Annotated in this window: 20 protein-coding genes and 1 pseudogene; 10 read left to right on the top strand and 11 right to left on the bottom strand. The window is 66.0% G+C overall.

Features of this window, described 5'->3' with window-relative positions; translation table 11 throughout:
• Positions 1 to 119 precede the first annotated feature (119 nt).
• Genes pyk through EAO80_RS02935 form a run of 5 tightly spaced genes read left to right on the top strand, consistent with a single transcriptional unit; the run spans position 120 to position 4,617 of the window.
• Complete coding sequence (gene pyk, locus EAO80_RS02955; RefSeq protein WP_122088451.1) at positions 120 to 1,904, top strand: pyruvate kinase; 1,785 nt, start codon at positions 120 to 122, stop codon at positions 1,902 to 1,904.
• Entirely contained in the window at positions 1,905 to 2,096 is a 192-nt protein-coding gene (locus EAO80_RS02950) for a DUF7312 domain-containing protein (protein ID WP_122088450.1), read from the top strand.
• A 38-nt stretch (positions 2,097 to 2,134) separates the two neighbouring features.
• Positions 2,135 to 2,707: an NfeD family protein gene (locus tag EAO80_RS02945; protein WP_122088449.1), complete on the top strand. Its 573-nt coding sequence runs from the start codon at positions 2,135 to 2,137 to the stop codon at positions 2,705 to 2,707.
• Positions 2,708 to 2,765: 58 nt separating this feature from the next.
• Positions 2,766 to 3,947 (top strand): SPFH domain-containing protein, encoded by a 1,182-nt coding sequence (locus tag EAO80_RS02940; protein ID WP_122088448.1) that lies wholly within the window; start codon positions 2,766 to 2,768, stop codon positions 3,945 to 3,947.
• A gap of 58 nt (positions 3,948 to 4,005) precedes the next feature.
• On the top strand, positions 4,006 to 4,617 hold the full coding sequence (locus EAO80_RS02935) for a winged helix-turn-helix transcriptional regulator (RefSeq protein WP_122088447.1): 612 nt from the start codon (positions 4,006 to 4,008) through the stop codon (positions 4,615 to 4,617).
• Between the two features lie 32 nt (positions 4,618 to 4,649).
• On the opposite strand, the gene EAO80_RS02930 is transcribed toward EAO80_RS02935, so the two are convergent.
• Positions 4,650 to 4,886, bottom strand: coding sequence for a DUF7123 family protein (locus EAO80_RS02930; RefSeq protein WP_122088446.1), 237 nt, complete (start codon positions 4,884 to 4,886; stop codon positions 4,650 to 4,652).
• Between the two features lie 127 nt (positions 4,887 to 5,013).
• Complete coding sequence (locus EAO80_RS02925) at positions 5,014 to 5,652, bottom strand: DUF84 family protein (RefSeq protein ID WP_122088445.1); 639 nt, start codon at positions 5,650 to 5,652, stop codon at positions 5,014 to 5,016.
• A gap of 226 nt (positions 5,653 to 5,878) precedes the next feature.
• Here EAO80_RS02925 and EAO80_RS02920 point away from each other — a divergent pair, with 226 nt between their 5' ends.
• Genes EAO80_RS02920 through EAO80_RS02910 form a run of 3 tightly spaced genes read left to right on the top strand, consistent with a single transcriptional unit; the run spans position 5,879 to position 8,308 of the window.
• Positions 5,879 to 6,847, top strand: coding sequence for a transcription initiation factor IIB (locus EAO80_RS02920; protein WP_122088444.1), 969 nt, complete (start codon positions 5,879 to 5,881; stop codon positions 6,845 to 6,847).
• 60 nt (positions 6,848 to 6,907) lie between these two features.
• The gene (locus EAO80_RS02915; RefSeq protein ID WP_122088443.1) at positions 6,908 to 7,582 is read left to right on the top strand and encodes a type I 3-dehydroquinate dehydratase; all 675 of its coding nucleotides are present in this window, start codon (positions 6,908 to 6,910) and stop codon (positions 7,580 to 7,582) included.
• Between the two features lie 33 nt (positions 7,583 to 7,615).
• Positions 7,616 to 8,308 (top strand): carbonic anhydrase, encoded by a 693-nt coding sequence (locus EAO80_RS02910; RefSeq protein ID WP_122088442.1) that lies wholly within the window; start codon positions 7,616 to 7,618, stop codon positions 8,306 to 8,308.
• 4 nt (positions 8,309 to 8,312) lie between these two features.
• Here the strand turns inward: EAO80_RS02910 and EAO80_RS02905 are convergent, their stop codons facing one another.
• The 4 genes from EAO80_RS02905 to EAO80_RS02895 form a co-directional block, all read right to left on the bottom strand.
• Complete coding sequence (locus EAO80_RS02905) at positions 8,313 to 9,059, bottom strand: PHP-associated domain-containing protein (protein ID WP_122088441.1); 747 nt, start codon at positions 9,057 to 9,059, stop codon at positions 8,313 to 8,315.
• Positions 9,060 to 9,200: 141 nt separating this feature from the next.
• Entirely contained in the window at positions 9,201 to 10,154 is a 954-nt protein-coding gene (gene corA, locus EAO80_RS02900; RefSeq protein ID WP_122088440.1) for a magnesium/cobalt transporter CorA, read from the bottom strand.
• The gene (locus EAO80_RS19385; RefSeq protein ID WP_162993842.1) at positions 10,151 to 10,306 is read right to left on the bottom strand and encodes a hypothetical protein; all 156 of its coding nucleotides are present in this window, start codon (positions 10,304 to 10,306) and stop codon (positions 10,151 to 10,153) included. Before EAO80_RS19385 ends, corA begins: the two co-directional genes overlap by 4 nt.
• Before the next feature lie 32 nt (positions 10,307 to 10,338).
• Positions 10,339 to 10,896 carry a hypothetical protein gene (locus EAO80_RS02895; protein ID WP_122088439.1) on the bottom strand — a complete coding sequence of 186 codons (558 nt, stop codon included), beginning with the start codon at positions 10,894 to 10,896 and terminating at the stop codon, positions 10,339 to 10,341.
• Between the two features lie 84 nt (positions 10,897 to 10,980).
• Here EAO80_RS02895 and EAO80_RS02890 point away from each other — a divergent pair, with 84 nt between their 5' ends.
• Complete coding sequence (locus EAO80_RS02890; protein WP_122088438.1) at positions 10,981 to 11,712, top strand: glycosyltransferase family 2 protein; 732 nt, start codon at positions 10,981 to 10,983, stop codon at positions 11,710 to 11,712.
• Here the strand turns inward: EAO80_RS02890 and EAO80_RS02885 are convergent.
• Positions 11,709 to 12,200 (bottom strand): deoxyuridine 5'-triphosphate nucleotidohydrolase, encoded by a 492-nt coding sequence (locus EAO80_RS02885; RefSeq protein ID WP_122088437.1) that lies wholly within the window; start codon positions 12,198 to 12,200, stop codon positions 11,709 to 11,711. The genes EAO80_RS02890 and EAO80_RS02885 overlap by 4 nt on opposite strands.
• 145 nt (positions 12,201 to 12,345) lie before the next feature.
• Here EAO80_RS02885 and EAO80_RS02880 point away from each other — a divergent pair, with 145 nt between their 5' ends.
• Positions 12,346 to 14,322 (top strand): aconitate hydratase, encoded by a 1,977-nt coding sequence (locus tag EAO80_RS02880; RefSeq protein WP_122088436.1) that lies wholly within the window; start codon positions 12,346 to 12,348, stop codon positions 14,320 to 14,322.
• A gap of 26 nt (positions 14,323 to 14,348) precedes the next feature.
• Here EAO80_RS02880 and EAO80_RS02875 read toward each other — a convergent pair whose 3' ends face one another.
• The 4 genes and pseudogenes from EAO80_RS02875 to EAO80_RS02860 all read right to left on the bottom strand — a co-directional run.
• The gene (locus EAO80_RS02875; protein ID WP_122088435.1) at positions 14,349 to 15,326 is read right to left on the bottom strand and encodes a nucleoside hydrolase; all 978 of its coding nucleotides are present in this window, start codon (positions 15,324 to 15,326) and stop codon (positions 14,349 to 14,351) included.
• 143 nt (positions 15,327 to 15,469) lie between these two features.
• Entirely contained in the window at positions 15,470 to 16,525 is a 1,056-nt protein-coding gene (locus EAO80_RS02870) for an ABC transporter permease (RefSeq protein ID WP_122088434.1), read from the bottom strand.
• Positions 16,522 to 17,694, bottom strand: coding sequence for an ABC transporter permease (locus EAO80_RS02865; RefSeq protein WP_122088433.1), 1,173 nt, complete (start codon positions 17,692 to 17,694; stop codon positions 16,522 to 16,524). The genes EAO80_RS02870 and EAO80_RS02865 overlap by 4 nt, the downstream gene beginning before the upstream one ends.
• Positions 17,695 to 17,755: 61 nt before the next feature.
• Positions 17,756 to 18,034 (bottom strand): annotated as a pseudogene (locus EAO80_RS02860) (heme ABC transporter ATP-binding protein); the annotation flags it as partial.

The raw sequence follows: 18,034 nt of genomic DNA, 5'->3' as shown, positions 1-18,034 counted from the left end.
ACGTATGTCGGGCTCGCCGACGTTGACGACCGGACCCAAAGGCGTTCGGGCGGGTCGAGGACTCACTCGCGGACGAGCTAACCGTTGGGCTTTTTGCCGGCTTGCCGTCTACTGCCCCCATGAGAAACGCGAAGATCGTCTGTACGCTCGGGCCGGCCTCGGCCGACCGGCGCACGATCCGCGAGTTGGCCGACGCGGGGATGTCCGTCGCTCGGCTCAACGCGAGCCACGGCAGTCTCGAGGACCGCGCGGAGCTGATCGGCATCGTCAAGGAAGTCGACGAGGCCTCCGCGGAGCCACTCGCGGTGATGCTCGACACCAAGGGCCCGGAGATCCGCACCGCACCTCTCGACGAGCCGATCGAACTCGACGAGGGATCCGAGGTCCGGTTCGTCGAGGGCGAGGAGGCCACCCCCGAGGAGGTCGGCCTCTCGATCCCCATCACCGGCGTCGAACCCGGTGACCGGGTGTTGCTCGACGACGGCCGGATCGAGACGACCGTCGAGGGCGTCGAGGGCGATACAGTGATCGCGCGCGTCGAGAGCGGCGGACCCCTCTCGGGACGGAAGGGCGTCAACGTGCCGGGCGTCGAGCTCGACCTCGACGTCGTCACCGAGAAGGACCGCCGGGACCTCCAGCTCGCCGCCGAAAAGGAGGTCGATCTCGTCGCCGCCTCGTTCGTCCGTGACGCGGCGGACATCTACGAGGTCGGCGCGACCATCGAGGAGTACGGCGACCCGATCCCGATCGTCTCGAAGGTCGAGCGTGCGGGGGCCGTCGAGAACCTGCCCGAGATCGTCGACGCATCCTACGGCGTGATGGTCGCCCGGGGGGATCTGGGGGTGGAGTGCCCGATGGAGGACGTCCCGATGATCCAGAAACGCATCATCCGGGCGTGTCGGGACGCGGGCGCACCCGTCATCACCGCCACGGAGATGCTCGACTCGATGGTCCACTCCCGCCGGCCGACCCGTGCGGAGGCCTCGGACGTCGCCAACGCCGTGCTCGACGGCACCGACGCGGTGATGCTTTCGGGCGAGACCGCCATCGGCGACCACCCAGTCAGGGTGGTCGACACCATGGACAGCATCATCCGCGAGGTCGAGCGAAGCGGGGAGTACGACGAACTGCGCGAACAGCGGGTTCCGGCCCCGAGCGACTCGCGAACCGAGGCACTCGCCCGTGCGGCGCGCTATCTCGCGCGGGACCTCGACGCGAGTGCCGTCGTCGCGGCCAGCGAGTCCGGCTACACGGCCCGCAAAATGGCCAAGTACCGACCGGGCGTCCCGATCGTCGCCTCGACGCCAACCGAGCGGGTACGCCGCCAGCTCGCCCTGTCGTGGGGCGTCACCGCCCAGTACGCGCCCTTTACCGATCAGGGGGCGAACGACGTGATCGAGAACGCCGTCAGTGCCGCGCTCGATTCGGGCGTGGCCGAGAGCGGCGATACGGTCGTGGTGCTCTCGGGGATGATGACCGAGATCGAGGGCGCGGGTACGACGAACATGCTGAAGGTCCACGTCGCCGCAGAGACCATCGACACCGGCACGGGCGTCGTCTCCGGACGGACCAGCGGTCCCCTCGTCCACAGCCCCGACGGCGACCTCTCGGCCGTCGAGCCCGGCTCGATCGTCACCCTCGACGCGGAGTTCGACGCGGAGTTCGAGGGCGACCTCTCGACGATCGGCGCGATCGTCGATGGCCGGTCGGGCATGACGGGCTACCCGGCGATGGTTGCCCGCGAACTCGGCATCCCGATGGTCAGCGGCGTGGACCTCACCGCCATCCCCGACGGAACGATCGCGACGGTCGACGCCGAACGCGGCGTGATCTACGAGGGCGAGCTTGCAAGCCCCAACGAGCGCCGCGAGACCGACGTGCCCCAGACGCGGAGGGAACGATAGATGGCCGCTCCCGAGGACGGGGAGGACTGGGAGTACTCGGTAGAGGAGGTCGGCGAAAACGGGGACGGGTCGGACGAGGAACCGGATCGGCGAATCGAGCCCGGATCGCTGGACGCCGAGAACGCGTTGTTCGTTGCACTCGGCGTGCTCATCGCCCTCGGCGCGCTCGCGTACGGGTTGGGATTTATCTGATCCGGAACCATTAATCGGTCCGCGTCCCAACGTGCGGTATGGTAGAGATCCTCGGGGCGTCGTTGCCGCTCGTCCTCCTGGTCGTCGGGGTTCTCCTCACGATCGCGGAGGCACTCGCGCCCGGCGCGCACCTGATCGTCCTCGGGGTCGCGCTGCTGGTCGCCGGGCTGGTCGGACTGGCCCTCGGCCCGTTCATCGCCGGCGGGGCACTCGCGATCGCGCTCGCACTGACGGTGTTGCTCGTCGGTGGCGTCGCCCTGTTCGCCTACCGGGAGCTCGACATCTACGGCGGGAAGGGCACCGGTCGGACGAGCGATTCGGCCTCGCTGAAGGGCCGCACCGGACGGGTCACCGAGCGCGTCTCACCGACCGGCGGGCAGATCAAACTCACCGGCGGCGGCTTCAATCCGTATTATACCGCCCGCTCGATGGAGGGCGAAATAGAGGCGGGCGAAGAGGTGTTCGTGATCGACCCCGGCGGCGGCAACGTCCTCACGGTCGAATCTATGGGCGTCGTCGAGGACGAGATCGACCGTGAACTCGACCTCGGGCGGGTGGCCGACGGCCCCGGGACGACCGAGGGCGAGCGGGAAGCCGAGTACGAGCGCTAGTGGTAGTCGATTGGTAGGTAGGGGAATCCTTTTGGTATCTACATCCTAACAGTTCGATATGTTCCCCGTGGTACCGGTGCAGGCGACGCTCACGCTCACGTTCGTCGCGTTGTTACTCCTCTTTCTCGCCATCGTCACCGTCTGGCAGATGGTCGAGATCGTCGACGCGACCGAGAAACGCGCGCTGACCGTCTTCGGCGAGTACAGGAAACTCCTCGAACCGGGGATCCACTTCATCCCCCCGTTCGTCAGCGCGACCCACCACTTCGACATGCGGACCCAGACGCTCGACGTTCCCCGCCAAGAGGCCATCACGCGGGACAACTCGCCCGTCACGGCCGACGCCGTCGTCTACATCAAGGTGATGGACGCGAAGAAGGCCTATCTCGAGGTCGACGACTACAAGCGGGCCGTCTCGAACCTCGCCCAGACGACACTCAGGGCCGTGCTCGGCGACATGGAACTGGACGACACGCTGAGCAAGCGCGAACAGATCAACGCCAAGATCCGTAAGGAACTCGACGAGCCCACCGACGAGTGGGGTATTCGAGTGGAGTCGGTGGAAGTCCGTGAGGTCAACCCGAGCCAGGACGTCCAGCGCGCGATGGAACAACAGACCAGCGCGGAACGCAAACGGCGGGCGATGATCCTCGAGGCCCAGGGAGAACGCCGTTCGGCCGTCGAGACCGCCGAGGGTGACAAACAGTCGAACATCATCCGCGCGCAGGGTGAAAAACAGAGCCAGATCCTCGAAGCCCAGGGTGATGCGGTCTCGACCGTGTTGAGAGCGAAATCCGCCGAATCGATGGGCGAACGCGCGGTCATCGAGAAGGGGATGGAAACGCTCGAATCGATCGGCCAGGGCGAGTCGACGACGTTCGTCATGCCCCAGGAACTCACGTCGCTGGTCGGGCGCTACGGTAAGCACCTCACGGGCAGCGACACCAAGATCACCGAGGACCAACTCGACAGCCTCGACTTCGACGAGGAGACCCGACAGATGCTCGGGCTCGACGACATCGACGAGATCCTCGGCCAGATCGACGAGGAGGCCGACCTCGACGTCGAGGAGATGGAACAGGAGGCCCAGGCGATCAAGGAGGGCGAGGACATGGGCACTATCCAGGACTCCGAGGAAGTGATCAGCGGTATGGACGACGATTTCGAGGGTGACGACGAGGAGTGGGAGGAGCGAGAGGACCTCGGGACCGAACCCGAGACGGAAACCGAGACGAACTGAAACGCGGGCTGACGTCGGCCGAAGCTGTTTTATCTCGGCTCCGCTATACTCAGGTAGAATGGGTAAGCCGGGACGAGAGTCCGTCGACCGGGACAAGCGAACCACGCTGCGGCGCTTTGCCGCGCTCGGAGCCGCAAGCCCGCTGGCGACGTTCGTCGGGTCGAGCACCGACAGCGACGCCCGCTCGGCGATCGCGGGCTACGTCTCCTCGACGCCGGGCGCGCATTTCTCGAAGATCCGCGACGACCTCTCGCTGGGGACCGGCGAAACCCAACATCACCTCCGCCGGCTGGTCGATGCGGGCGCAATAGAAAGCCACATGGACGGGGAGTATCGGAGATACTTCCCGTCCGAGACGTTCTCGGCGTTCGAGCGCCGGGCGCTCGGCTACCTCCGGCGGAAGACTCCCCGCGGGATGGTGCTCACCCTCCTCGCCGACCCGACGACAACGGGGAGTGGAATCGCCGACCGCCTCGACGTCTCGACGGCGACGGTGAGCAACACGGCCACCGATCTAGAGGAGGCCGGATTGCTCACACGGACGAGGGGGTACGCGCTCGAACGACCCGAGACGCTCATTTCCTTGCTAGTGCGCTACGCCGATTCGTTCGACGAGCGAACGGTGAGTTTCGCCGATCGGGCGGACGAACTGATCCGGTACGATCCCTGAGACGGTCCCCGAACGTTGAGAGCGTGACTGCGTTACTGGCTGACCATCCACGTCGTCGAGGAGGAGTACCCCCACTTCTCGACGCTCAGCCCGAACTCGCCCGACCGCAGCGCGCTCATGTTCGTCCCGACCTCCTTGGCCGTGAGTCCGAGGTCCTCAGCGATCAGCCGGGATTTGAAGTACGTCCGGGTGTCGGCGTGCTCGCGGAGGTACTGGAGGATGCGCTGTTGGGTCTCGTTCAGGCTCGATACCGCGGTGGTCGCGCTCATACCAGTTCGTACGCGGCTATCACCTTTAGCGGGTTTGGTACGGCTGGTTAATCCGGCGCTTGCATACGGTTTCGCTCCCGTTTTCGGGGCCGAAACCCCCCATGGGACGATCGGTTGGTACGGTTCGTTAATCGTTCATGAGCGGGCCGGCCGCACAGGCGACCGCGCTGGCGAGCGCGTCCTCGCGCGTGATCCGCCCCCGGGTGAACACGCCGATGGCACCCTGCCCGCGGGAAATACTGTCGGAGGGTGTCTGATCGTCAGTCGAACCCCGTTCGGCGGGACCGTCGGGCGACGGCCGACCGGTGTCCGAGGTCGGGTCGATCGCGCCGCCGTCGGTTCCGAGTCGTTCGTCGAGCAACGGCCCGAGTTCGGTCCCCGAGATTACCTCGCGGGCGATCGGGTCGGGCAGTCGGACCGAGGGACCGGCACCGATCTCGATACGCCTGCCGTCGGCGACGGCGGCCCACATGATCAGAAAGAGCCCGTCAGCCCCGTTGAACTCCCTGTCCTCGACGCCGTTGGTGTGCCGTCCAGTCGACGAGGAGAACTCCGCGACGCCGCCCTCGAGACCGACGCCGAAGGCCACGTCGGTACCGAACGATTCGCGGGCGCGGGTTTTCGCGCCGGCGATCGTCTCGACGTGACCGATGGGCTGTTCGCTGACCCCCGACTCCACCGCTCGTGTGTCGACTGTCGCGGACTCGAAGACCCGTTCGACCGCGCGACGCTTGACCGGGTTCTCGCTTCCGACGGCGACGTCCATACCCCTCCCTCGATACGGGCAGGGTTCCCTTTTGTGTTCCTCGGCGGATTCGACTCATAAAATCGTTCCTTACAAACGGCGAGAAGAACCGTACGAGGGCTGTCGTGGGGTTCGTGATATCGATACCAAAACACCTAAGTGTGTTTCGGACTTACCGTATATCAACGAGTAAACCGGGTTTTTTCCAGGTATCCCTGCCCGGACAGCCCCCGCCCTCTCAGAACCTATGAGCGAGAACATACGAGAACGAGCGCGCGAGACCGAGGACGAACAGACACAGGAGCAGGAACGCGAAGACCACAACTGCCCCGAGTGTGGTGGTCACCTCATCAGCGACGACGAACACGGCGAGACCGTCTGTGCGGACTGTGGGCTCGTAGTCGCCGAGGACTCGGTCGACCGTGGCCCCGAGTGGCGCGCCTTTGACTCCCGCGAGAAGGACCAGAAGTCCAGGGTCGGTGCCCCGACCACGAACACGATGCACGACAAGGGTCTCTCGACCAACATCGACTGGCGCAACAAGGACGCCTACGGCAACTCGCTGGGCAGTCGCCAGCGCCAGAAGATGCAGCGCCTTCGCAAGTGGAACGAGCGCTTTCGCACGCGCGACAGCAAAGAGCGGAACCTCAAGCAGGCACTGGGCGAGATCGACCGAATGGCCAGCGCACTCGGCCTGCCGGATAACGTCCGGGAGACCGCCTCGGTGATCTATCGCCGGGCGCTCAACGAGGACCTGCTTCCCGGACGTAGTATCGAAGGCGTCGCCACCGCGAGCGTCTACGCTGCGGCACGCCAGGCCGGCGTCCCCCGCAGCCTCGACGAGATCAGCGAGGTCTCACGGGTCGAGAAAAGCGAGGTCGCACGCACCTACCGCTACGTCGTTCGAGAACTGGGCCTCGAAGTCCAGCCCGCCGACCCAGAAAGCTACGTTCCCCGGTTCGCTTCGGGGCTCGAACTCTCGGACGAGGCCGAACACCGCGCACGACAGTTGCTTCGCAACGCGAAGGAGAAGGGCGTCCACTCGGGCAAATCGCCCGTCGGACTCGCGGCCGCCGCGGTCTACGCCGCTGCGCTCCTGACCAACGAGAAGACCACGCAGGCCGCCGTCAGCGAGGTCGCGGACATCAGCGAAGTAACGATCCGAAACCGGTATCACGAACTGCTCGAAGCCGAGGAGAGCGTCGGCGTCGCATAATCCCCGTTTTCGCGACCCGAAAGGGAGTAGTCGTATACCGATCGAGCGTCTCTACCCGCTATGAGCATCGATTTCGAGTCGTTCGTGCTCGCCGCCGCGACCGCCGACCTGAGCGAGGAGTCGCTGGCTCGCGAGCACGCGGACTGCGTGGAGTTTCGGATGGATCTCGCGAGCGAGCCGCTCACCGCGCTGGCGTCGTATACGGGCGACCTCCCGCTGATCGCGACCAACAGGGACGAGAACGAGGGTGGGGAGGCTGCGGGCGAGCGACGACTCGGCGACCTGGGGCGGGCCGCGGAGTTCGACAGCGTCGCCGCGGTCGACATCGAACTCGCCGCCCTCGAATCCGGCGCTGGAGAGGCGGCTGCGACCGACGCCCGTGAGCATGGGGCGAGCGTGATCGCCTCTACCCACGATTTCGAGGGGACACCGAGCTCCGACGAAATGCGGGGTATGCTCGAACGCGCAACCGAATACGGCGATATCGGGAAGCTAGCGGTGACGGCGAGCGATCCGGGCGACGTCCTCTCGCTGCTGTCGGTCACCGACGAGCTGTCGAGCGAGGGGCGGCGCGTGGCGACGATGGCGATGGGCGAGGCGGGCCGGCACTCGCGGGCGGTCGCGCCGATCTACGGGTCGCGGATCGGCTACGCCCCGGTCGTCCCCGAGAACGCGACCGCGCCCGGCCAGTACGATCTGGCGACGCTTCGCGAGCTGATCGAACGCTTGAAGTAAGGGTTTTTGACCCTTGCCGAGGATGACAGAGACATGCCGATCGCTTCGCTCGATTCGCTGTTCGACCGGAACCGCGCGCACACCGAATCGCTTTCCGAGAGCCACTTCGAGTCCGTTCAAGACGGCCAACGGCCGGCGCTCGTCTCGATCTGCTGTTCGGATTCGAGAGTGTCCCAGGAGGGAATGTGGAGCGCCGAGGAGCCCGGCTGGGTCTTCACGCCGAGCAACATCGGCAACCTCGTCTGGGAGGAAAACGACGGCGACCGCGTCGTCGACGGTTCGGTGCTCTACCCGATCGCTCACACTGAGACGGGGACGACCGCCGTCGTCGGCCACACCGGCTGTGGGGCCGTAACGGCGGCCTACCGAGCCGTCCAGGGGGAGGCCGGCGAGGAGCCGCCGGGCATCCGAAAACGGATCGAACTGCTCGTCCCCGTCGTCGAGGAGGCGATCGAGGGTGGGGTCATCGAATCGGCGACGAGCGATTCGGAGGCGATCAACCGCCTCGTCGAGTACAACGTCCGCCGACAGACCGCGTTCCTTTCCGGGGCCGAGGAAGTCCCGGCCGACGAACAGGTGTACGGTTTCGTCTACGATTTTCAAGGAGTGTACGGCTCGGTTCCCGGCCGGACGTATCTCGTGAGCGACGGCGAGGAGACCGACCCCGACCGACTCCGGGAACTGGTCCCCGACGGGTACGACGATCACGTCGAAAGCCTGCTGTAGCCCGCTACCGGTCCATCGAGGCGGGGATCGTCGGGACGACGGGCATCCGGGAGGTGATCAGGTACGACGATTTGCGCACGGCTCCCTTCGCGTACTGGACGGTGCTCTTGTGGATCGGCGTGCGCTTTCCCTGAATACGCGTCGCGCCGTCGGCCAGCGCCTCGATCACGGTTTCGCTAGTGACGTCCGCCGCGGTCAGCCCGTGGTCGGTTTCGATCGTGATCTCCGTGTACGCCCGCCCGACGTTGGGCAGGTAGTGGGCGTCGCTCGCGCCGAGTTTCGGGTAGCCGCGGTGCTGGGCGAACGCCCGCGCGCGACGGTTGCGATACCCCGTAAAGAGCATCGAGTTGTACACTTCGACGGCGTCGCAGTCCTCGATACGACGCTTGCGAACGCCGTGGCGCGAGCGCTGGAAGGGGTGGGGAACGGCCGCGACGCCACCCAGTTCGCGGACCGCCTCGACCGTCTCGTCGAAGGGCTGGCCCGACTCGGGGAGTTCCTCGACGCCGAGCGCGAGCAGGTGGCCGTGGGCGGTCGAGACCTCCACACCCGGGATCCCGATCAGGCCGTAGCGCGGCGCCAGTTCGGCCGCGCGAAGCGACTCCTCGATCTCGTCGTGGTCGGTGATCACCACCGCGTCGAGCCCGATGTCTGCGGCGTGTTCGAGAACGAGTTCGACCGGCTCGTGACCGTCATAGGAGCCGTCGGAGTGGACGTGCGGGTCGACGGAGACGGTGATTTCGGGGGACATGGATGGGGAACTGTCGGCGCCGCCAGCGATAGTAGCCAACCATATGTCGGAAAACAAGTTAAACGCTTCCGTCGAGTATGATAACAGTTCGCATTGAACGTATGAAGGAATCCGAATAGGGCAGGACTCGCGGCGTTCGGATCAGACGTAGGCCTGGCTCCGGAAGTAGGCAACGAGGACGAGCGTGATTCCGGCCATTCCGAGCAGGACGGCGGGATAGCCCCACGTCCAGGCGAGTTCGGGCATGGTCTCGAAGTTCATGCCGTAGACGCCGGTGACGAGCGTCAGCGGGAGGACGATCGTCGCGACGACGGTGAGACGCTTCATCACCTCGTTGGTCGACTGGGAGAGCGTGTTCAGGTAGATGTCGCGCGCCCCGCCGACCAAGTCACGATAGGTCTCGGTGAGCTCGACGACGTGGGCGAGTCGGTCGTAGACGTCCCGGAAGTACTTCTCCGTCTCCGGGCGGACGTGATCCGGATCGCCGCGCGCGAGCGCGCCGACGGCCTCGCGGGTCGGCCAGACGAGCTTTCGAAAGCCCAGAAGCTCGCGCCGGAGGCTGTTGAGTCGTTCGAGGGTGTCGATGTCGGTCGAGGTCACGACGAGCTCCTCGACGGTTTCGATCCGCGCTTCGAGCGCGTCGAGCGTTTCGAGGAGTGCGTCGGTGACCCCGTCGACGATCCGGGAGCCAATGAAGTCGGGCCCACGAGCGAGCAACCGGCCGTCACGCTCGACCGCCCGCCACGCCCGATCGCAGGCGTCGGTCGTCGTAAACGAGAACGTCACGAGCCAGTCGTCGCCGATGCAGATACCGAGGGGATCGACGAGCAGCTCGTCACCGAAGCTGGTGTCGCCGGCGGCGAGCTCGGCGATCTTCAACAGGACGAATGCGTAGTCGGAGTACTCCTCGGTTTTCGGTCGGAGCACGCCCGAGAGGTCCTCGACGGCCAGCGAGTGAATGCCGAAGGCGTCCGCGACCCGATCGAGTTCCTCGGGAGCGGCGTCGGTGACGCGAACCCAGACGGGACCCGGGGCATCGCGGGCCGCACTCACCGACGTCGGTCGGGAGCCGTCGGCCGCGATCGCCCGGATCATGGATCGTCGACGCCGACCGCGGTGATCGTGATGCCGACCATGACGGCGATCAGCGAGAGCTCCCGGGCGGGATACGGGATTTGGACGCCGACAAGATAGCCGGCCAGCCCGCCGGCAGTCACGAAGAGGCCGATCCCGCGTGTGCGATTCATGCAGCCCCATCACGGGCCGGGCCCAAAAACGTTCAGAGCCCGATCGTCCCTTCGAGCAGGAGGGCGACGACGAGCAGCCGGGCGACGCTGCCGGCGAAGGCCGCGATCGAAAAGCGCAGGTAGTCGTCCTCGAGGACCGAAAACGCGTACACCGACGCCGTATCGGGGACGAGCGGTATCGAGAGGACGAGCGCCATGCCGAGATAGCCGTAGCGTCCGGCCATCCGGACCGAGACGATCCGGGTCCACTCGTGGAACCGAAAGTGAACGCGTTCGATCCGCCCCCGCACCGGATCGGATTCGCGGACGGAGATGCTGAACCGGAGGACGAGCACGCTCCCGAGGGCCTTTCCGAGACTGCTAACGAGGACGGTCAACGCGAGGCGCGCCGTCTTCGAGAGGCCGAGATCGATCGGGGCCAGGAGGACGAGTTCGCTCGGAAGCGGCAGGACGACAATGCCCAGGACGAGGGAGTAAACGAAGACGATCGCGAGCCCGGCCCAGCCGGTCGCGAGCGCGACGAACGCCTCCATCAGCCAGACCGTCGGAGCGAGTGCGGACGGCAAAGTGGAGAGGAGGGGCGAGCCCATGCGAGCCCTACGTCGTTTTCGGACCTAAGCGTCCCGCCACAAGTTATATACCACCCTCTCGGCGAACAGACAGCCGACGCCGTCATGAACCGGACGCCGATCACCGTGGCACTCCCGAGCCTGAACGAACAGCGACGGATCGGCGACTGCCTGGATTCGATCGCCGCGTCGATCGCGGCCGCCCCCGAGAAGTACGACTTCGAGGTGCTCGTGCTCGATTCCTACAGTGACGACGCCACCGTCGGAATCGCCCAGTCCCACCCGGTCGTCGACCTCGTGGACTTCGTCGAGCGGGGAATCCTCCACGCGCGTCATCGCGGGTTCGAACTCGCTCGCGGAGAGGTCGTCGTCTCGATCGACGCCGACAGCACCTATCCGCCCGGATTCCTCGGCGAACTGCTCGCGCCCTTCGAGTCGGGCGTCTCGCTGACCTACGGCCCCGTCGGGGGTGAGAGAGCAGGGAACATCGACGCCGCAATCCGGCTTGCCTTACAGTACGGGCTCCCAGCCGTCGGACTGGACTGGGTCAGCGGATCGAACCGCGCGGTCCGGACCGCCGACTACTTCGCCGCCGGCGGCTATCGTCTCGGGGTCGACGGCACCGCCCTGTTTCGCGTGATGACCGAAGAACAGCTGCTGTTCCCCCGGCGTCTCGATGGGGAGGTCGTCTTTGCCGAGACTGCTCGCTCGGCCCAAAGCGCCCGCACGCTCGAACAGCTGTTCTTCCTCGGGGAGAAGGAGGGCGGCGTCGAGTGGAACGTGATCGGACCCTACGAGTCGGTTCGCCGCTACAGGAAGAAGCTTCGACGGAATTAATCGTGCGACGCGAGGTTCTCGCCCTGATAGGATCCGTCGTACGTGCCCTCGTGATCGGCTCTCGCGAAGACGAGTTGGGCGATTCGTGCGCCGCGTTCGAGCTCGATGTCGTGATGGACCTCCAGAAGACCCTCGCCGCGGCCCTCGTATCCGGCGTCCCACACCGCCGTATCGAGCATACAGCCGTTTCGCATGAGCGACGAGCGCGGGTAGACGAACCCGACGTGGCCCTCGGGGACCTCGATGACCTCGTCGTAGCGCGCGATATACCCGCCGGGTTCGAGGTAGTACGTCTCGGGGACTTTGCGGTCGAGTTCCTCGCTGGCGACGCGCTGGCGTTTCCCGATCTCCGTGTCGTTTCGCGTGATCCGACCGGGTTCGAGCGGTTCGAAGATCGCATCGAGCGTCAGGTCGACTCCGTTGGGCTGGACCTGTGCGTGTGTCGTCGGAGTGACGTGTTCGCCGACGAAGGCTCCGTCGCGGTACATACGAGCCGTTTCCCAGCCGTGGGTAAACCCTTGACGAACTTCCGGAATTCGTGCAATAATTGCCCCGCCGCTATCGATTTACAACGATCATCAGGTACAGAAACACGCGGGATTTATATCCGTGGACGGCCGACCTTCGGATGATATGGGACAGACGCTAACGGAGAAGATTCTCGAGGACCATCTCCTCGATGGCGAACTCGAAACCGGCGAGGAGATCGGAATCGAGATCGATCAGGTGCTCACCCAGGACACGACGGGAACGATGGTCTGGCTGCAGTTCGAGGCACTCGATCTGGACGAGGTCCAGACCGAGACCGCCGCCCAGTACTGTGACCACCAGACCTACCAGTTCGACTTCAAGAACACCGACGACCACCGGTTCCTGCGTTCGGCCGCGGGCACCTTCGGCGCGCATTTCTCGCGACCCGGCAACGGGATCTGCCACAACGTCCACAAGGAGAACTACGCCGCACCCGGCAAGACGCTGCTGGGCAGTGACAGCCACACCCCGACGCCCGGCGGACTCGGCGAGCTCGCGATCGGCGCGGGCGGCCTCGACATCGCCGTCGCGATGGGCGGGGGTCCGTACTACATCGAGATGCCCGAGGTCGTCAACGTCCGTCTCGAGGGCGAGCTCCCCGAGTGGGCGACCGCGAAGGACGTCATCCTCGAGATGCTGCGCCGGCTTTCGGTCAAAGGCGGCGTCGGCAAGGTGCTCGAGTACACCGGCCCGGGCGTCGAGACGCTTTCCGCGCCCGAGCGGACGACCATCACGAACATGGGCACCGAGCTCGGCGCGACCTCCTCGATCTTCCCGACCGACGAGCGCACCGAGGAGTATCTCGAAGCGCTGGGTCGTGAGGACGAGTTCGTCGAGATCGGGCCCGACGAGGACGCCGAATACGACGACGAGATCACGGTCGACCTCTCGGAGCTCGAGCCGCTCATCGCACAGCCGTCGATGCCCGACAACATCGTTCCGGTGCGGGAGGTCGCGGGCACCGAGGTCGATCAAGTCATCATCGGCTCCTGTACGAACGGCGGCTACGAGGACATCCTGCCGACCGCGAAGATGCTCGAGGGCCGCGAGGTCGACAAGAAGACGGACATGATCGTCGCGCCCGCATCGAAACAGGCAAGCGAGATGCTCGCCCGTGAGGGCTGGACGGCCGAACTGATGGCCGCCGGCGTCAACTTCTCGGAGTCGACCTGTGGGCCGTGTATCGGTATCGGTCACGTCCCCGGCAGCGATTCGGTCTCGGTGCGGACGTTCAACCGCAACTTCGAGGGACGCTCGGGCATCGAGGACGACTCGGTCTTCCTCTGTTCGCCCGAGGTCGCCACCGCAGCTGCGCTCAAAGGCGAGCTCGTCGATCCGCGCGATCTGGCCGACGAGCTGGGCGATCTGGAGGACCCCGGCTTCGAGATGCCCGATCAGTACACGGGTTCGAAGGCCGACCTCATCCCGCCGGAGGAGGCCGTCGACGACGAGCTCATCAAGGGTCCGAACATCGGCGACGTCCCGCTGAAGGACCCGCTCGACGCCCACATCGAGGGCGAAGCGCTGTTGAAGATGGAGGACAACATCACGACCGACCACATCGTCCCCGCCTCCAGCGACATCCTGATGTACCGCTCGAACATCCCGAAGATCTCGGAGTTCACCCTCTCGCGGGTGGACGACACGTTCCCCGAGCGCGCACAGGCCGCCGACGGCGGCGTGCTCGTCGCCGGCGAGAACTACGGCCAAGGGAGTTCGCGCGAACACGCCGCGCTCTGTCCGATGTATCTCGGTATCGAGGCGGTCTTCGCCGAGAGCTTCGCCCGGATCCACAAGGCGAACCTCTTCAACTTCGGGATCGTCCCGCTCACGATCGACGAGGAGACCTACGAGAGGATCGAGCAGGGAGACGACATCGAGATCGTCGACGACGTCGAGGAGGCCATCGCCTCCGGCAAAAACGAGTTCACCATCCGCGTGAACGACGACTGGGAGGCGACCGCGCGCCTCGACGCGTCCGAGCGCGAGCGCGAGATCGTCACCGCCGGCGGCAAGCTCTCGCACACGAAACAGCAGGCCGACGAGGGCGGCTTGGGCGCGAGCCCCGCCGACGACTGAGCGCGAATCAACCGTTTCCCGTTTTTTTAGCGCGACGAGTAGTGTGGATCCCCGTGACGGAACGCATCGAGCAGCATGCGCTCGAAGTACTCGCCGTCGATTGATTCGATCACGCGCGTTCGCGGCTGCCCGTCTGTGACGCCGAGTTCGTCGACGAGGCTGTAGCCCCGCGTGGGTCCTTCCCGGTCGTCGACCTCGACGTGGTACGTCCCGGCGCGCTCGATCAGATCGGGTTCGAGCAGCGTCGCAAGCGTCAGCGAATCGGGCTGGGTGGTCACGTCCGCACCGAGGGAATCGTGCTCGGACTGGCGGTTGAACTCCCTGACGGCACCCGTGATCGTCAGGAAGAACTCGGCCAGCGGCGTGTCGATGGTTTCGATCTCGTCGAAGGTCTCGGCGTCGAACAGCGAATCGCGGAGCGTTACCCCCCAGTCGACGAGCGTGGTCTCGAAGGCATCCATGACGATCCGTGCGGCGTCTGGATCGACCCAGAAGTTGTATTCGGCCGCGGGCGTGATGTTCCCGAGCGTGTTGACCGCCCCGCCCATGACCCACACCTCCTCGAGGAGTTCGGGGAGGTCGGGTTCGCGCTGATAGGCGAGCGCGACGTTCGTCAATGGGGCGATACACGCGAGGGTGACGTCGCCCGGGTTCTCCCTGGCGGTTCGAACGATCGCATCGACGGCGTGCTCGTCGGCCGAGGGGATCCCCGTCTCGGGGAACAGCTCGCCGCCGAGTCCACCCTCGCCGTGGACGTATTCGGCTGACAGGTGATCTTTGATCAGGGGTGATCGGGCACCCTCGTAGACGGGAACGTCCGTCGAATCGGCCAATTCGAGGGTGTACTTCGCGTTCTCGACCTGGTACTCGAAGGGGACGTTCCCGGCAGAGATCGTCAGACCTTCGAGGGCGACGCGATCGGAGAGCGCGGCCAGCAGGATCGCCTGCGTGTCGTCGCCCGCGGTGTCGGTATCGATCAGCAGTCGTCGGGGTTCGGAACTCATACCGGTCGATCCTCCCCGGGGTAGAAAAACGCTGCCGGATCCACACGAGCCGGTCGGTCGCGGTTCGTTTGGAGGGGGTTTCATCCACCCGGCAACCGAGCAGACGCAGTTTCGTCGGGCCCGTTGGGCCGACGAACAGCCGGCTACTCGTCGGACTCGTAGTGCTCGCCGGCCTCGGCGGGCATCCGGGTGCGTCCGACGAGCGTGAGGACGATCAGCACGGCGACGTAGGGGATGATCCCGACGAGCGTCGAGGAGACGTCGTAGCCGGCGATCTGTTGGAGTTCGAGCTGGAGGGCATCGAGCCCGGCGAACAGGAACGAGGCGAGGAACGCGTTGACCGGGTTGTAGTTGCCGATCAGGTAGGCCGTCAGCCCGATCCAGCCCCGCCCGTCGACCATCGTATCGCCGCTACCGACGAACTGGCCGGTGTTCAACGCGAGACCCGCGCCGCCGATCCCGCAGTAGATCCCCGAGAGCAACACGCCCGCATACCGCACGTGGCGGACGCTGATGCCCGCGGTGTCGAGCGATTTCGGATCCTCGCCGCTGGCCTCGATCCACATCCCGAACGGCGTGTGGTTGAGGAGGTACCACGAGAACGGCACCGCGAGGACGAGGAGGAGAACCGGCGGCGTGACCGAGAAGAGCGATCCCACGTTCGGAAGCGCCGAGAGCACCGGGATCTCGATGGGAGAGAACGTGCCGACGCTCGGGCTGTTGGTCTGGTTCCAGATGACGATGCTCGCGAAGGGCGCGAAGCCGAGCGCGATCAGCCAGACCGCCAACCCGGCGATGATCTGGTCGGCCTTGAACTCGATACAGACGATCGCGAACAGCAGCGCGACGAACGTGCTCGCGAGCACCGCGAACAGGAACGCGAGCCAGACGTTCGGGCCGATCGGCGTCGCCGACAGGCCCCACAGGCTCGCGACCGCGCCGAACGCGCCGATGATGAGCAGCCCTTCGAGACCGATGTTGATGACGCCGCTCTTCTCGGCGAAGATGCCGCCCATCGCCGCGAAGGCGATCGGGACCGTGAGTCGGAACGCCGAGGCGAGATACGAGGCGCTGACGACGCCGGTGACGTCGCCGATCAGCCCGCGTCCGCCGTCGACGACGAACGCGAACACGAACAGGCCGAAGAGGACCGCACCGAGCGCGAGTCCCTGTCTCCGGCTCACCGTCGGCGCGTTCATTCTGCCTCACCTCCGGCCCCGTAGCCGGCGCGCTTTCCGAGCGCCCGGAAGAACTCCGGCATGGCGATGAAGAGGATGATCAACCCTCTGAGGACCTCGACGAGTTCGTTTGGCACGCCGAGCGAGAGGTCGACCGCGACGCTCCCGCTTTTCATCCCGCCGAATAGCAGGGCCGCGGGGATCACGCCCAACGGGTTGTTGCTCGCGAGGATCGAGACCGCGACGCCGTCGAACCCGAGCGCGGGAATGCCCGCCTGCCAGCGGTACTGGACCATCATCACGTAGACCGCGCCCGCGATACCACCGAGCGCGCCCGACAGCGTCATGCTGGTGACGACGTTTCGCTTGGCGTTGACGCCGCCGTACTCGGCGGCGGTCTCCTGGATCCCGCTGGTGCGAAGCTCGTAGCCGAGCACGGTGCGAGTGTACAGCAGGTAGATCGCGACGGCGATCGCCAGCGCGCCGACGAGCGCGTAGATCGAGAAGCGCGCGCCGGAGATCGACGCCGGCAGGCGCGCGATCTCGGGGATCGCATGGGTCTGGACCGAGTCGGACTCGAGGTTACCGACGTGGTTCTGGACGGCCCAGAAGGCGATGCCCGTGGCCACGAAGTTCAGCATGATCGTCGTGATCACCTCGTGGGCGTCGGCATACGCCTTCATCACGCCGGGGATCGCCCCCCAGGCGCCGCCGACGAGCGCGCCGACGACGACCCCGGCGGGGATCACGACCAGCGCACCGAGGACGTTCCCCGGGACGCGTTCGCCGAGTGTGAGAACGGTCAACGCGGCCCCGAGCGCGCCAAGCACCAGCTGCCCCTGCGTCCCGATGTTGAACAGCCCCGCGCGGAAGGCGACGGCGACCGAGAGGCCCGTAAACAGGAGGAGCGTGGTCTCCTGCAGGGTGCGCCCGAGCGCCGTCAGCGAGCCAAAGGCGCCGGTGAACATCGTCCCGTACATCTCGACGGGGTTATAACAGCCGTAGCCGACGCCGGGAAGCAGGATGAAGGGGTCCGTACAGTCGGCGACGAAACCCGAGACGAACACCAGAACCGTGCCGAGGAGGACGGCAAACGCCAGAGAAGTGAGGCTGACGAGGATCCGCTGGACGGCCGAGGTGTCGACGAGCCAATCGAGCGAGGCGTCGGCACGCTCGCGCCAGTCGCTCACGCCTCGGCCCTCCGTCCGGTTGCCGCGGACGGTTCGTGGGTCGGCCGCGCTCGCGCGCGTCTCATACCGTCTCCCCCCGTTCGATCCGCGCCGCCTCGGTGTCGAGCCCGGACGGGCGCTCGCCGGCCATCAACAGCCCGAGCTGCTCCTCGGTGACGGCCTCGGGGTCGACGACAGCCATCACGTCACCGTCGTGCATCACCGCGAGGCGATCCGAGAGGCGACTGACCTCGTCGAGTTTCGAGGAGACGAGCAACACGGCCTTCCCGTCGGTTCTGAGGTCGAGCAGCCGGTTGTGGATGAACTCGATCGACCCGATGTCGACCCCGCGGGTGGGCTG

It is taken from the genome of Halalkalicoccus subterraneus (assembly GCF_003697815.1).
Lineage (GTDB): Archaea > Halobacteriota > Halobacteria > Halobacteriales > Halalkalicoccaceae > Halalkalicoccus > Halalkalicoccus subterraneus.
Note: the sequence above shows the minus strand (reverse complement) of the source record. Positions and strands in the feature narration are given on the sequence as shown.